This is a genomic window from Corynebacterium sp. 21KM1197, from assembly GCF_033783015.1.
Classification (GTDB): domain Bacteria; phylum Actinomycetota; class Actinomycetes; order Mycobacteriales; family Mycobacteriaceae; genus Corynebacterium.
The window spans coordinates 2173988-2188743 of sequence record NZ_CP123907.1 but is presented as its reverse complement, the minus strand read 5'-3'; the positions used below and the strand labels follow the sequence as shown (position 1 = coordinate 2188743).

The window sequence follows — 14756 nt, the reverse complement described above, 5'->3', positions numbered from 1 at the left end:
GTACGGCCCAGAATGAGTATCCGATAACGTGGGTGGGCAGAACACGTTGAGGAGAAGAATGCGTTTATTCAGGAATGGCTCGGTGGCCGTGGCGCTGAGTGCCGCCATGTTGGTGGGGTGCGTGAGCGCGGAGGAAACTCCCACGCCCCCATCTGTACCGAGCACACCCTCCTCCGTGCCCGCCGCAACCACCACGACCACCACCCCCGACCCGGTGACGGAGGCGTCGATAAGCATGACGCCGGAGGAACGCCGTACCCTGGCGGCCTCGCTGATGGTGGTGGGGGTGAAGGATTATGATGACGCGCTGGCCAAGTTGCAGCAGGGCGTGGGCGGCATTTTCATCACTAGCTGGGCCGATCCGGGGATTCTGACGGAACCGGGCCGGGACATCGCGGCGCTGCGGGAGGCCGTGGGGCGCGATTTCAGCGTGTCCATTGATTTTGAGGGTGGCCGCGTGCAGCGTCATTCCTCGGTGCTGGGGGATTTTCCCTCCCCACGCGAGATGGCCGATACCCTCAGCCCGCAGGAGACCGAGGCCCTGGCGCATCGCCTGGGCCAGAGCCTGCGCGAGCACGGCATCACCATTGACTTTGCCCCGGTGTTGGACGTGGATAGCGCACACCTGGAGGTGATCGGTGATCGCTCCTTTGCCACGGAGCCGCAGCGCGCCGCCGAGTATGCGGCCGCCTTTGCACGCGGCCTGCATGCCGCGGGAGTGAAGCCGGTGTTTAAGCACTTCCCCGGGCACGGTGCGGCCAGCGGCGATACGCACAAGGGGGCGGCGGTGACCCCGCCGATCGAAGAACTGGGCAACCTCGATCTCAGCGCCTATGGCCCGGCGCTCTCGAGCTCCGAGGGGGCCGGGGTGATGGTGGGGCACCTGGTGGTGCCGGGCCTGAGCGCGGGCGATACCCCGGCGAGCATTGATCCCAACGTGTATGAGTTGCTGCGCAGTGGCGCGTACCCCCACGGCACCCCCTTTGGGGGCACCATTTATACCGATGACCTCTCCGGAATGAAGGCCATTACGGATCGCATGTCTACTGCCGACGCCGTGGTGGCGGCCATCGTGGCCGGGGCGGATCGCGCGTTGTGGTCCTCGGGAGAGGCCGTGGAGGAGGCCATAGATAAGGTGGCGGCCGCCGTGGAGGATGGTCGGTTGTCGGAGGATCGCCTGCGGGCCTCGGCGGCCGTCCCTCAGTCCTGATTCTCTCCCGCTCCCAGCGGGAGCGTCGTCGCCCCGCGAGGTCGCAGAAAGCAGCCTGAGAAAAATGTGATTTTCCGTGGCCGGGTGGTTACGCTAAACACCGTGAATGAGTCTACTGACCAGCGTGGTAGTCGGCGCGGCCTGAAGATCACCCTCTGGGTGATTCTGGGACTACTGGCCTTGACGATCCTGGCCTATGCGGCAGACGTGGTGATGTCCAAGAACACCGTGCCCAGGGGCGCTGCCGTGGGGGGAGTGCAGATCGGCGGGCTGGCCAAGAAGGACGCCGCCGCCAAGCTCGACGCGGAGCTGGGGCAGGTGTCCGTGAAGCCCGTGGCGGTGCGTGCGGGCGAGTTGAACACGCAATTCATTCCCGCCGATTCCGGCGTGAGCCCGGACTGGGCGGCCACGGTGGACGCCGCCGGGGCGCAATCGCTCAACCCCATCACCCGAGTGCGGGGGTTCTTCGATTCCTATGAGGTGGACATCGTGAGCCGCGCGGAGGATTCCGTCTTCACCTCCACCCTGGAGCGCGTGCGCAATGATCTTTCCCGCGATCCGCGCAACGGCGCGGTGCGCATTGAGGCGGGAAAGGTGGTGGCCGAGCCCGCCATCAATGGTCAGAAGATCAACCGGGAGGAGTTGCGCGAGCGCGTGACCTCCGAGTGGCTCAACCCCAAGGGCATTGAGATAGATACCACGGTGGTGGAGCCGGATATTCGGGACGATGCCGTGCGCGCCGCCGCCGAGGGCGACGCCGCCCGGGCAGTCTCCGCACCCGTGGTGGCCCAGGGGCGCGACGGGATCAAGGGAGTAATTCCCGTGGAGCGCATGGGCGAGGTGGTGACCTTTGCCCCCGATCAGGGCGCGCTGCGCACCGACGTCAATCTGGAGGCCGCCCAGGCCATGCTGGCCCAGGGCCTGGCGAGCACGGAGCGCACGCGCAGCAACGCGCAGATCTCCTTCAGCGGTGGTTCCAAGCAGGTGACCCCGCACGTGGACGGCGTGACCATCGACTGGGAAAAGAGTGCCCATCAGTTGCGAGAGCGCATCGTGGGCACCCAGCCGCGCCAATTCGACGCGGTGTACATCGACGAGCCCGCCACCTTCACCACCGCTCAGGCCGAGGCCGCCACCTTTGATGACGTGGTGGGCGAGTTCAGCACGGGCGGGTACTCCGACGCCTCCGGCAAGAACATCGCGCTGGTGGCCCAGGCCGTCAATGGCGCGCTCATTCCTCCGGGAGAGACCTTCTCCCTCAACGGTTATACCGGCCCCAGGGGCAAGGCCCAGGGCTACGTGGAAAGCGGCATTATCCTCAATGGCCACGCCGATGAGGCCGTGGGCGGCGGCATCTCGCAGTTTGCCACCACCCTGTACAACGCCGCGTACTTTGCGGGCATGACGGACGTGGCTCACACCCCGCACAGTTATTACATCTCCCGGTACCCCGCCGGACGCGAGGCCACGGTGTACGAGGGGGCGATTGACCTGCAATTCCGCAACGATTCCGATCACCCCGTGCGCATTGATACCTCCGTGGGCGGCGGCAACGTCACCGTGAAGCTCATGGGAGTCAAGACCGTGAACGTGGAATCCGTCAATGGCGGCCGTTGGGCCCAGACCTCCCCGCAGACGCTCAACCTCTCCGGGGATAAGTGTTCCCCCTCGGGCGGCGCACCGGGCTTTACCACCTCGGATACCCGCATCATCAAGAGCCTCTCCGGCGCGGAGATCAGCCGGGAGGAAACCACCACGGTCTATGACCCGCAGCCCATCGTCAAGTGCAGTTAGTCCTGCGGCTCCTGGGGTTGCGGCGGCACTGTTAGGATTTGCCCCATGAGCGAGCACTATAACCTCTATGAGTCTCTGGGGCTGAGCCGGGAAAGCAGCAGCGAGGAGATCGCCGCCGAGCTTGATTCCCGGCTCTCTGCCTACCTGGAGCGAGGCGGGGCGGAAAACGACCCCGAGTACGACGAGGCCGCCACTGCCCGCGAGATCCTGGGCGACAGCACCAAGAGGGGGCTATACGATGCCCGCCTGGACGACTCCCAGGGGCAAACCATCACGATCACCGCCCTGCGCAAACTCGCGGGCACGACCGCGCCGGTGCGCCGCGTGCAGTACCGCTACGAGCCGGTGGGAACGCTGCCGACAACCCTCGTGGGCACCTTCAAGGAAGCCCCGGCGCTGGTGAGCGGCGCGGCCCTGCTGGCCCTGGGTGGGGCGCTGATCTCCCTGCTGGCGATGGTGTTCCTCTACCTGGCCGCGCAGCGGGAGATTCGCAGCATGGACGCCCTGAATCAGATGTATGGCATGGGCATGGGGGCGCAGGTGATGACGGCCGGAGTGGTGGCCTCCCTGGCGATCGTGGCCTTTTCCGCCGCGCTGTACTGCCTGCACGGTTTGACCGTGGCGGCCGTGGTGTTGCGCGGCTCGAATCCAGTGGCGCACGCGGCGGTGGTGGCGGCCACGGCGGTATTCCTGGTGCTCTCCGCGTGGGTGTGGATCATGCCGCTGGGCTTCTCCTTTGCGGGGCTGATCTACGTTCCCTATCTGGTGGGGCTGCTGGTGTTCCTGCTGTTGCCGGGCACCCGGGCCTGGGCTGCGGGGCAGCGGCGCGTGCGCGAGGTGGTGTGAGGGGGCTTTGGACGAATTGGCCATAGCTCACGGCTTGTTTGGCTGTTGAGCAAGGATGGCCAGGGTGCGTGAATGGGAGCCGATCCAATCTGCGGCGGCGGGATCAATGCTGCGAGCAAGGGCATCAATTGAGGTGAGGTAACCACATAATCGTTTCATCTCTTGTTGAGAGGATTCGGTGGAGCCGATGAGTGGTTCTTGATGGGAGGCTTGGTTGCGCACGAATCGCATGAGTTCAACGTTTGCCTCGAACTGGTCTCGTCTGTGGCCAGGGTAGTGGGGCATGCCTCCGTTGGCTGGTTTGATGAGGCCTTCCAAATCGTGGCTTCAAGACGAGGGGTTAAAAGGAATCGCCAATTATCCAGTGAGAGGCCAGCCACGATCTGGTCTTCATACGGGGTGTGGCCGCTGCGTTCCAGACGCTCTATGGTCCGGCGAGCATTGACGCGGAAGCCTCCTAGTCGAGGGTAGATGTCTGCTTCCCACCATCGCCTCATTCCTGAATCTATGGAAAGTCGAGAGTCAATGAAGTTACGGAGAAGCACCTCAATGTGTCCAATGTCTTCGAGGAAAGTTTTGGATACCCGGCTGTTCCATACGTACCGATCGATGGCGTTGTCATCGCGGTAGCGGCTCATGCGGGCTGGTGAGAACCAGTGTTCAAGATCGCTGTGGGAAACGGATGCCTCATGGTATTCTGAACCCCGATAGGCCCCGGGAAGGTCAATGTCGCGAAAGATCGGTATACCCCCGGGGTCAGTGCATGCTTCCATTTTGTGATCCCCCATTGTGCTTCCGCTTGTATCTTGATGCCCCGAGAGAATGTTGATGGGGCTTTCTTAAGGCTAGTGCACCGCGCAGTGATAGGGGGAGATTGATCCACCGTTGTTAATTTTGCGGAAAGGGACTCACGCCCCCGCGTGAGTCCTTGAATGGAGCCGATGACGGGAATCGAACCCGCGTATTCAGCTTGGGAAGCTGACATTCTACCATTGAATTACATCGGCATTGCTTTCTGTAACAACCCGCGGCTCCCACCGCGCAATCGAAAGCGCTGCGCAATACTCTACACCATCGCGGCGATCCTCGGGAAACGCGCTGGTGGCTTCGCGGTACACTCGGGATCGTGCTGCTATCAGATCGTGACATCCGCCGTGCCATCGACGAGGGCGACCTGGGCATTGAGCCCTATGACGCCGCCCTGGTGCAACCCTCCAGCGTGGATGTGCGTCTGGACAAGTTCTTCCGCGTATTCAATAACTCCAAGTACACGCACATTGATCCCAAGCAGGAGATGGAGGATCTGACTAGTTGCGTGGAGGTGGACGAGGGCTTTGTGCTCCACCCCGGCGAGTTCGTGCTGGGGGCCACCCTGGAAAAGTTCACCCTGCCCACGCATCTGGCGGGCCGCCTGGAGGGCAAGTCCTCCCTGGGGCGGCTGGGTCTGCTCACCCATTCCACGGCGGGGTTCATCGACCCCGGCTTTTCCGGGCATATCACCCTGGAACTCTCCAACGTGGCTAACCTGCCCATCGTGCTTTATCCGGGTATGAAGGTGGGCCAACTCGCGCTCTTTGCCATGTCCTCTCCGGCCGAGGTTCCCTATGGCGCGTCCAGCCTGGGGTCGAAGTACCAGGGTCAGCGCGGCCCCACTCCCTCCAAGGCGTATTTGAACTTTCGGTAACCCATCATTGTTTTCCCCTGGTTCAATCCGCGTTCACCGGAGGGGGGTACCCCTGATGGCATGAAACTGAGCGTCATTGGAACCGGGTATCTGGGGGCTACGCACGCCGCCTGCATGGCAGAACTGGGGCACGATGTGGTGGGGGTGGACGTCGATAAGCAGAAGATTGACGCCCTGGCCGCCGCGAGGGTGCCGTTCTACGAGCCGGGCCTGCCGGAGGTGCTGGCGCGGAACCTGGAGGCGGGCAGGCTGCGGTTTAGCACCGAGTATGCGCGGGCGGCGGAGCATGCCACGGTGCATTTCTTGGCGGTGGGTACCCCGCAGCGGCGCGGTTCCTATGCGGCCGATCTCACCTACGTGCGCGCGGTGATCGAGCAGTTGGTGCCGTTGTTGGAGGGGGAGCACCTGATCGTGGGCAAGTCCACGGTGCCGGTGGGCACGGCGGAGCAGTTGCAGGAGTTGGCGGATTCCCTGGCGCGTCCTGGGGCCAGCGTGGAGATCGCGTGGAACCCGGAGTTTCTGCGCGAGGGGCACGCGGTGGAGGATACGATCCACCCGGATCGCCTGGTGCTGGGGCTGCGCGAGGGCGCGGCGTCGGAGGCCGCGGAAGCCGTGGTGCGGGAGGTGTACGCTACCCCGCTGGCGGAGGGGGTGCCCTTCCTGGTGATGAATCTGCCCACGGCGGAGTTGGTGAAGGTCTCCGCCAATGCCTTCCTGGCCACCAAGATTTCCTTTATCAATGCGGTCTCGGAGGTGTGTGAGGCCGCCGGTGCGGACGTGACCTCCCTGGCGCACGCGATGGGCCATGACGAGCGCATCGGGCACAAGTTCTTAGGCGCGGGCCTCGGCTTCGGCGGTGGCTGCCTGCCCAAGGATATTCGGGCGTTCATGGCGCGCGCTGGTGAGCTGGGAGTGGATCAGGCGCTCACGTTCCTGCGCGAGGTGGATGCCATTAACCAACGACGCCGCGAGCGCGTGGTGGAACTTGCCCGGCGCTTCTGCGAGCACTCGTTGATTGGGGTGCGGGTGTGCGTGCTAGGTGCGGCGTTTAAGCCGAACTCCGACGACGTGCGCGACTCCCCGGCGCTGAACGTGGCGGGTTCGCTTTCCCTGGCCGGGGCCCATGTAACGGTGTATGACCCCCAGGCGATGGATAACGCGCAAAGAGTTTTTCCCACGCTGGCCTATGCCCCTACGGCGGAGGAGGCCTTGCAGGGCGCGCAGGTGGTGATCCTGGCCACGGAGTGGCAGGAGTTCCGCGATCTCGATCCGGTGGCAACGGCGGATCTGGTGGAGCGGCGCAACCTCATCGACGCGCGCAATGTGTTGGACCTTTCGCTGTGGCGGCAGGCCGGTTGGGACGTCTATGCTCTAGGAAGAGCCGTGTGACGTCTGTGACTAGAGTGGTTGGAGTTGCCTTTGCTGCTCTAGTTGTTCCAGTGGCCCGTGTTTTCCTGCCTTTTCCTGCGATATTTCGCGCGGGGCGAGGTGGGGTATGGGTGACGTCATTTTTGATAGATGAGGTCTATCACCGGTGCTGAGAGTTGGACAAATAGTTGCCGGTTAAGTTCGCCGTAGGCTACTTTTGTACCTTGAGCGACAGTGAAGAGATTGAGGAAGGTAGTTCGATGAAACGACGGGTCTCGCTTGCCCTGGCCACCGTGTGTACGGTTGCCGGCATGGGCCTAGCAGGGGGGGGAACTGCCCTCGCGCAGCAGAACCAGCAGGCCGCTGAAGGTGCGCAGTTCTTGGGTGAGGTTGCCAAGGCGCAGTCTCCCATTCCACAGCCGAAGGTGGCTGCACCGGCCCCGATCAACGCCAACGTGCAGGAAAGCTACGTCAGCTTTGGTGACTCCGTGGCGGCCAACCCGACGGTGCTGGACATCATGGTGACCCGCGCGCAGAAGCAGGGCCTGGATATTGAATGGCCCACCATTCGGGACGGCTTCTGCGCCCAGGGGATCAACAACTTCCCCTCGCAGGTGGCCCAGCAGACCGGCCTGCGCCTGGAGGATTACTCCTGCGGTGGCGCCACCGCGTACATGGAGGAAAACCCCAAGAGCGCCATTCCGCACGACACCATCAACGATCAGGTGACCAAGGCGCTCAACGCCGGTGCCCTCGACGGCCGCACCAAGCTGGTAAGCATTTCCATCGGTGTGAATGACCTGTGGCAGCCCGGTAACTATGAGAACGTGGGCCAGGAGCGTCGCAACGCCCTGTATCACGAGAACGTGACCCGCGCTATCAACCGCATCAAGGAGGCCGCACCGCAGGCCAAGGTGGTCATGCTGGGTCTGCCGGATCAGACCGACGGCGCCAACCACACCTGTGGCACGAACCTGATGGGTATGGTGTCCCACTGGTACTTCCCGATCGTGTCCTACTACCAGGATGAACTCCGCAATGCGCAGCGTGCGGCCGCCCAGGCCACCGGCGCTCGCTACCTGGACATGGTCAGCGAGATCAACCTCGCTAAGAACAACAACGGTTGTTCCACCAACCCGAACCGCCTGAGCGCCGCCATCTTCGATGATGCGCCGCACCGCTTCACGTTCCACCTCACTGACGCCGGCCACACGTACTACGCCAACCGTGTGACGCAAGAGTACAACGCATAAGGAGACCCCATGAGCCCCGAGTTGCTGACCCAGATCATCAACGACTACCCGCTGACCACCCCGCTGATCCACCTCTCCGGTTCCCTGGATCTGGATAACTTTGTGGAGCGCACCCTCAACGTGTACCCGGATACCCGTCAGGTGATCGAGTACTACGGCTAAGAGCCAGCGCTCATGCCCTCTGGTGCCTCGATCACTCCGGGAACGAGGCACCTTTGTTTCTCTAAGGGGCGGGTATGGCCCGTTGCCCCGGGGAAGCCCACCACCCATTGTTAGTTTCATTGACTTTTTAGAATAAAAAGTAAGGATCGCTGCTTTTCATGACCACCGCTGTTCCCGGCCCTAAAGTCCTCCCTGGTATCGGAACCGCCTATAGCGTTAATCCCAATAACCTCGTTCAGTCCATGATCGAGCTGGGTAAGAAGTACGGAGAGGTGTACGTACAGCATTTCCCCGGCAACAAGACCGTGTACATGGTGAGTTCTCAGCGGCTGGTTGGCGAGCTTACCGATGAAACCCGCTTTAAAAAGCAGGTGCACTCCTCCTTGCGTGAGATCCGTGCCTTTGCCGGTAACGGTCTGTTTACCGCGGAGCAGGAGGACCCGGAGTGGGCCAAGGCCCACCGTATTCTCATGCCCGCCTTTAACCCGGTGGCGCTGAAGGCCATGTATGACGGCATGTGCGATATTGCCGATCAGCTCATGTGGAAGTGGACGCGCACCCGCCAGGACGAGGTGGTGGACGTTCCGGCGGACTTTACCCGGCTGACCCTGGATACCATCGCGCTGTGTTCCTTTAGTTATCGCTTTAACTCCTTTTACACGGAGGACTTCCACCCCTTCATTGAGGCGATGGGCGATGGCCTGAAGGAGTCCGGCCGCCGCGCCCACGCCCCGGACTTGCAGAAGAAACTCAACGTCTTCGGGCAGCGTCGCTTTGATAAGGACGTGGAGACCATGTGGGAGACGGTGGACACCCTGATCTCGGAGCGTCGCGCCAGCCCCAGCCCGGCGGGGGAGGAGGACATCCTGGACGTGATGATGTCCGCCAAGGACCCGGAGACGGGGGAGGCTCTTTCCGATGAGAACCTGCGCTACCAGCTGGTGACCTTCCTCATCGCCGGGCATGAGACGACCTCCGGCCTGCTGAGCTTCACCATCTACGAGTTGCTGCGCAACCCCCGAGTGTGGGTCAAGGCGCGCAAGATCGTCGATGAGGTGCTGGGCGGTCGCTTCCCGGAGCACGGCGACCTCAAGGACCTGGGTTATATCGACCAGATCCTGCGCGAGGGCCTGCGCCTGTATCCCACTGCCCCGGCCTTTGCGGTTACCCCGTACGAGTCCACCATTGTGGGCGCGGACGAGGAGCACGAGGGCTTTGAGATCCACCCCGGGGAAACCGCCTTGGTGATCCTCCCCCTCATGCACCGCGATCCCGCCGTGTGGGATAACCCGGAGGAGTTCCGCCCCGAGCGCTTTGACTTCGAGAACGCCAAGAACATTCCGCACAACGCCTGGAAGCCCTTTGGTAACGGTCAGCGCTCCTGCATCGGCCGTGCCTTTGCGCTGCAAGAGGCCACGATGGTGCTGGCCTTGATCGTGCAGCACTTTGACATCGAGTTTGATGATCCGAATTACCAGCTTGAGGTGCTCGATGGCCTGACCTCTAAGCCAAAGGACCTCAACATCCGTATCCGTCCCCGCGCCGAGCGCCCTTACCAGGGCCGTGGCGAGGAGAAAAAGACCACGGGTGTGGACGCGGACGTCTCCGGCATGGAGTGCCCCGTGGCCCACGCCGGGGTGGAGACGGAGCCCAATGGCCACAACGTGCAGATCTTGGTGGGTTCGAACGCCGGCACCAGCCGTAACTTCGCGCGCCGCCTGGCGGCCTTTGCCACCGCGCAGGGCTATGCGGTAAACACCATCGACCTCGATGATGCGGTGGATAACCTCTCCACCGAGGGACCCGTGCTCATCTGCACGGCCTCCTATGAGGGGCTGCCCACGGATAACGCCAAGAAGTTTGTGGAGTGGATCAGCGGCGATGCCTCCATCGACCTCAGCGGGGTCAATTACGCCGTCTTTGGTTGCGGTAACAGCGAGTGGGCGGCGACGTTCCACCGGATTCCTACGCTTATCGACGACCAGCTCGCCGCCCTCGGCGCGAACCGCATCGTGGAGCGCGGCGCGGGCGACGTGCGCAGCGATTACGTGGGTGCCTTCGAGGAGTGGGCCGAGGGTCTGTGGGAGGCCGTCTCCGAACTGGAGGAGGTGGAGCACTCCGAGGCCGGGGCCACGGAGAAGGTCAGCCTGGAGGTCGTGGATGGCGGCCGCGGTGAGGCCCTGCGCACGGAGAACAGCGAGGGCTTCGTGCGCGGCGTGGTGGAGGAAAGCTACGCCATGAGCCCCACCGAGGACGAGGGCCCGATCCGCGCCAAGCATCACGTGGCGATCCGCCTGCCGGAGGGCCAGACCTACCGCACCGGCGATTATCTGGAGATCCTGCCGCGTAACCCGCAGGCCCTGGTGGATCGGGTGCTGGCCAAGTTCAACCTGAACTCGGATACCCGCGTGCGCCTGGACGGGCGCGAGAGTTTCCTGCCCCTGGGCGAGCCGCTCAGCATCGCGGAACTGCTCAGCGGGTACGTGGAACTCACGCTGCCGGCGGGGCGTCGCCACGTGCAGGCGCTGGCCGAGGCCTGCCCCTGCCCGCCGGAGAAGGCCGGGTTGATGGGCCTGCTGGAGGCGGAGACCTACGAGGCCGAGGTGCAAAAGAAGCGCCGCAGCGTGCTGGACCTGTTGGAGGAGTATCCCTCCGTTCAGATCAGCTTCGAGGACTTTGTGAACATGCTGGAGCCGCTGGCCCCGCGCCGGTACTCCATCTCCTCCTCGGCGCTCACCGATGAGGCTAACCGTCCCACGCTTACCTTCACCGTGATCAACGAGCCCGCGTGGTCGGGCCGTGGGCAGTACGCGGGTATTGCCTCCACGTATCTTTCGGAACTGCCGGTGGGTGCCTCGGTGCCCGTCAGCGTGGTTCCGGGCACGGAGCACTTCCGGGCGGAGGAGGACGTCACCCGACCGATGATCCTCATTGGCGCGGGCACGGGCCTGGCACCGCTGCGCGCGTTCGTGGAGGACGCGGCCCTGCGCGCGGAGGAGCAGGGCGTGACCCCGGGCCGCAGCCTGCTCTTCTACGGCTGCCACGGCAAGGATTCCGATTACCTTTACGCCGAGCAGTTCGAGCGGTGGTCCGAGCAGGGGGTGGTGGACATGCGTCCGGCGTTCTCCCGGCACCCGGAGCAGGGCCTGGACGGTGTGATCAAGTACGTGCAGGATCGCCTCTGGCAGGACCGTGATGAGGTCATGGAGATGGTCAAGCAGGGTGCGCGCTTCTACGTGTGCGGCGATGCCGAGCGCCTGGCCCCGTCCGTGCGGCGCACGATCACGCGCATGGTGGCGGAAGCACATCGCCTCTCGGCTGACGACGCCGCGGAGTACGTGCAGCGCATGGAGCACGAAGAGTTTAGCTACGTCAGTGATGTTTTTGACTAGTTTGACTAGGCTAGTTTTGGACCAGAAAAACGAGATGGAGTGATTGAGAGAATGTCACGTTATACCCTGACCCCGGAAGGCACCCACGGTGTCTCCCAAAAAGAGGTGATGAAGCAGTTCTTCTTCTTCCTCAAGACGATGAAGGACCGCAAGATCCTCGAAACTCCGAAGCTTTCCGAGCTGGGTAAGCAGATCGGCCTGCGCAAGCGCTGGGGCAGCCTGGAGGGCGGCACGCTGGCGATCACGGCGCAGAATCACCCGGACCGCCTGGGCCTGGTGGACGACGAGGGCGAGCTGACGTACGCGGAGTTCTTCGATCACGTGTACCGCCTCGCCCACGGCCTGATGGACTACGGCGTGAAGGACGGCGATAACGTGGCCGTCATGGCGCTCAACGGTCGCGCCGCGATCTTCCCGCTGTGTGCGCGCCAGCTGGTGGGCTACCACATCTTCATGGTGAATGCGAACAGCTCTGGCGCGCAGATCCACAAGGTGCTGGATTTCCACGAGATCGACGCCTTCATCGTGGATCAGGAGTTCTATGACCGACTCCTGCCCGAGACCAAGGAAAAGTTCAACATCATCATTGGCCACGTGGATGATCAGGCCCCGGATGGCCTGCCCACCCTCAACGGCCTCATTGATGAGGCCAAGCTCCTGGTTAATGAGGATCGCCTGCCGGAAAAGCCCACCAAGTCCGTGCACGTGGTGATGACCTCTGGTACCACGGGCATGCCCAAGGGCGTGATTCGCCGCCAGCTGCTCTCCCCGCAGGGTATCGGCCCGGCCTTCGCCGCGATCCCGTGGCGTCAGGACATGGTGGTCATGCTGCACGGCGTGCTCTTCCACTTCTATGGTTGGGCGAACATGCTCATCTCCATTCTGACCGGCTCCACGATCATCACGCGCCGCCACTTTGACGTGGACGAGACCCTGAAGATCTTTGACGAGTACAAGGTCACCGCCTGGATCTCCGCGGCCTCCCGTCTGCGCTCCACCATCGCGGAGTTGGACGATCGCGGCGTGACCAGCGTGGACGGCCTGGAATTCATCTGCTCCTCCGGTAGCCCGCTGACGGACTACGAGGTCACCCGCGTGGTGGACATGTTCGGCCCGATCCTGTGCAACACCTACGGCTCCACGGAGACCGCCGGCCTGGCGCTTTCCCCGCCGGACATGCTGGCCGCCGATCACTCCCTGACCGGCCGCATTTACCCCGGTTCCGTGGTGGAGATCCGCGACGATGAGGGCAACCTCGTTCCCGACGGCGAGATCGGTGAGATCTACGTGGGCTGCTACGACATGTTCGTGGGCTACACCGATCCCGACGTGCCGGTGCGCGTGGTGAACAACCTGCTCCGCATGGGTGACCGTGGGTACAAGAAGGGCGATCGCCTCTACGTGCTGGGCCGCGCCGATGACCTGGTGATTACCCAGTTCGGTGAAAAGATCTTCCCCTCCGAGTTGGAGGATCTGCTGATCCGCGACCCGCGCGTGGAGGACGCTCACGTGCACGGCGTGAAGGACGCGGAGTTCGGTCAGGCCCTGCGCGCGTACATCATTCGTGCCGAGGGCGTGTCCGCCGAGGACCTCAGCGAGGACGAGGTGCGCCGGATCATCGTGGACGAGCTTTCCGCCGCCCACGCTCCCCGCGACGTGTTCTTTATGAAGGACTTCCCGCGTAACCCGATGGGCAAGGTGATCCGCCCCGAGTTGCCGGATCACTCCACGGCATAACTGCGGTGAACTAAAAAGCCGGGTGCCCCGTATCGCACAGGGGCGCCCGGCTTTTGCTGTGCGCTACTTTGACGCTCGCTCCGGCACCGTCCACGCCGCGATGAGCGTGGTCAGTGGCACCGCGAGGATCAGCGCCAGCCCGCCGATCCCGGAGCGCAGCAACTCCGTGGCCACCACGTCGCTGCTCAGGGTCTCCCCGATGGGCCGCTGCGCCACGGAGATGAGCAGGAGCAGCGGCAGGGCCGCACCGGTGTAACTGAGCACCAGGGTGTACACCACGGAGGCGATGTGATCCTGCCCCACCTTCATCGCGCCGAGGAAGAGCCGCCACGGGCTGGCCTCCGGGTCGAGCGCGGAGAGTTCGTTGATCGTGGAGGCCTGGGCAATCGTGACGTCGTTAAGCACCCCCAGCGTGCCGATGATGAAGCCCGCCGCGAGCAGCCCCAGCACGGAGACCTCCGGGAGGTAGAGCAAGATGGTGAGGTTTTCATCCGAGCCCAGCCCGCGCACCTCCGTGGTACGCAGCCCGATGGAGGTCAGGCCCGCCGCCACGAGGAGGGCGAGCAGCGTGCCGCCCAGGGCGGCGGCGGATTTCCAGTTCAGGCCGTGGACGAGCGGCACCACCACCAGGAGCACCAACGCGCCGGTGATCACGGCGAGCAGCGCGGAATCCCGGCCGGAGGCGAGGGCGGGGAGCAGGAAGAAGCCGATCATGGCGAGGGTGACGGCCAGGCCGATCAGAGCGCGGAAACCCCGCCACCCGGCAAAGACGATGAGCGCGAGCACGATGATGATGCCCCAGATCAGAAGCGGGGTGCCGCGCTGATAATCGGCAAAGGCCATGCTCACGCGCCCGTCCTCCGCGCGCGTCTCGGTGAGCTGAATCTTCTCCCCCTCCCGCAGCTCGGGTTCGCCGGGCATACCATAGGTCACCAGCATGGTGCGCTTCCCCGCGAACTCGCCGGAGGTGATGTCCACCAGCGCCCGGTGGCAATCCTGGGTGGCGGCCTCCAGTGGGGTGGGCGGGGATTCCTCGAAGATGGTGCCTATCGACGTCGAGTTGCAGGCGTTGTTATCCACCAGCGTCACGGTGCCCTCCACGAGGGTGCGGTTAAAAGAGGAGGAAGCGAAGGTATCGGAGACGCGGGTAGCCTCTGCGGAAGGCCAGTTCAGGGCCACGGCGATGGCGGAGGCCAGGCTGGCGAGCGCAATGCCGATGAGCAGCGCCAGGCGAGGGAGGGTAAACGCCGTGGGGGAGGAGTGGTGACGGCCCAATGATCGCTCCTTGGTGGGGTTGGGCGCGGGAAAGG

At 63.8% G+C, this 14756-nt stretch carries 11 protein-coding genes and 1 tRNA gene; 9 read left to right on the top strand and 3 right to left on the bottom strand.

Annotated features, from left to right (window positions below; translation table 11 throughout):
- The first annotated feature begins 58 nt into the window (after positions 1 to 58).
- The 3 genes from OLW90_RS10600 (at position 59) to OLW90_RS10590 (ending at position 3850) form a co-directional block, all read left to right on the top strand.
- Positions 59 to 1210 (top strand): glycoside hydrolase family 3 N-terminal domain-containing protein, encoded by a 1152-nt coding sequence (locus OLW90_RS10600; protein WP_319650062.1) that lies wholly within the window; start codon positions 59 to 61, stop codon positions 1208 to 1210.
- A 159-nt stretch (positions 1211 to 1369) separates the two neighbouring features.
- A complete protein-coding gene (locus tag OLW90_RS10595) occupies positions 1370 to 3004 on the top strand; it encodes a VanW family protein (RefSeq protein WP_413464512.1) in 1635 nt (544 codons plus the stop codon).
- Positions 3005 to 3049: 45 nt separating this feature from the next.
- Entirely contained in the window at positions 3050 to 3850 is an 801-nt protein-coding gene (locus OLW90_RS10590; protein ID WP_319650061.1) for a hypothetical protein, read from the top strand.
- Positions 3851 to 3877: 27 nt separating this feature from the next.
- Here OLW90_RS10590 and OLW90_RS10585 read toward each other — a convergent pair whose 3' ends face one another.
- Positions 3878 to 4081 (bottom strand): hypothetical protein, encoded by a 204-nt coding sequence (locus OLW90_RS10585; protein WP_319650060.1) that lies wholly within the window; start codon positions 4079 to 4081, stop codon positions 3878 to 3880.
- A 702-nt stretch (positions 4082 to 4783) separates the two neighbouring features.
- Positions 4784 to 4857: transfer RNA gene (locus tag OLW90_RS10580), tRNA-Gly, on the bottom strand.
- A gap of 119 nt (positions 4858 to 4976) precedes the next feature.
- Here OLW90_RS10580 and dcd point away from each other — a divergent pair.
- From dcd to OLW90_RS10550, 6 genes are all read left to right on the top strand, one after another.
- A complete protein-coding gene (dcd, locus tag OLW90_RS10575) occupies positions 4977 to 5534 on the top strand; it encodes a dCTP deaminase (RefSeq protein ID WP_319650059.1) in 558 nt (185 codons plus the stop codon).
- Between the two features lie 60 nt (positions 5535 to 5594).
- Complete coding sequence (locus OLW90_RS10570; protein ID WP_319650058.1) at positions 5595 to 6923, top strand: UDP-glucose/GDP-mannose dehydrogenase family protein; 1329 nt, start codon at positions 5595 to 5597, stop codon at positions 6921 to 6923.
- A 239-nt stretch (positions 6924 to 7162) separates the two neighbouring features.
- A complete protein-coding gene (locus OLW90_RS10565; RefSeq protein WP_319650057.1) occupies positions 7163 to 8155 on the top strand; it encodes a GDSL-type esterase/lipase family protein in 993 nt (330 codons plus the stop codon).
- A 9-nt stretch (positions 8156 to 8164) separates the two neighbouring features.
- On the top strand, positions 8165 to 8317 hold the full coding sequence (locus tag OLW90_RS10560; RefSeq protein WP_319650056.1) for a hypothetical protein: 153 nt from the start codon (positions 8165 to 8167) through the stop codon (positions 8315 to 8317).
- A 158-nt stretch (positions 8318 to 8475) separates the two neighbouring features.
- Entirely contained in the window at positions 8476 to 11709 is a 3234-nt protein-coding gene (locus OLW90_RS10555; RefSeq protein WP_319650054.1) for a bifunctional cytochrome P450/NADPH--P450 reductase, read from the top strand.
- Positions 11710 to 11760: 51 nt separating this feature from the next.
- Positions 11761 to 13446 carry an AMP-binding protein gene (locus OLW90_RS10550; protein WP_319650053.1) on the top strand — a complete coding sequence of 562 codons (1686 nt, stop codon included), beginning with the start codon at positions 11761 to 11763 and terminating at the stop codon, positions 13444 to 13446.
- 63 nt (positions 13447 to 13509) lie between these two features.
- Here OLW90_RS10550 and OLW90_RS10545 read toward each other — a convergent pair whose 3' ends face one another.
- Positions 13510 to 14721 carry a YibE/F family protein gene (locus OLW90_RS10545; protein ID WP_319650052.1) on the bottom strand — a complete coding sequence of 404 codons (1212 nt, stop codon included), beginning with the start codon at positions 14719 to 14721 and terminating at the stop codon, positions 13510 to 13512.
- Positions 14722 to 14756: the final 35 nt, after the last annotated feature.

What these genes read in the sequence shown, in the direction of transcription:
- OLW90_RS10570 (WP_319650058.1), top strand. Translation starts at nt 5,595, where the DNA reads ATGAAACTGAGCGTCATTGGAACCGGGTATCTGGGGGCTACGCACGCC.
- OLW90_RS10555 (WP_319650054.1), top strand. Translation starts at nt 8,476, where the DNA reads ATGACCACCGCTGTTCCCGGCCCTAAAGTCCTCCCTGGTATCGGAACC.
- OLW90_RS10585 (WP_319650060.1), bottom strand. Translation starts at nt 4,081, where the DNA reads ATGCGATTCGTGCGCAACCAAGCCTCCCATCAAGAACCACTCATCGGC.
- OLW90_RS10550 (WP_319650053.1), top strand. Translation starts at nt 11,761, where the DNA reads ATGTCACGTTATACCCTGACCCCGGAAGGCACCCACGGTGTCTCCCAA.
- OLW90_RS10600 (WP_319650062.1), top strand. Translation starts at nt 59, where the DNA reads ATGCGTTTATTCAGGAATGGCTCGGTGGCCGTGGCGCTGAGTGCCGCC.
- OLW90_RS10590 (WP_319650061.1), top strand. Translation starts at nt 3,050, where the DNA reads ATGAGCGAGCACTATAACCTCTATGAGTCTCTGGGGCTGAGCCGGGAA.
- OLW90_RS10560 (WP_319650056.1), top strand. Translation starts at nt 8,165, where the DNA reads ATGAGCCCCGAGTTGCTGACCCAGATCATCAACGACTACCCGCTGACC.
- OLW90_RS10565 (WP_319650057.1), top strand. Translation starts at nt 7,163, where the DNA reads ATGAAACGACGGGTCTCGCTTGCCCTGGCCACCGTGTGTACGGTTGCC.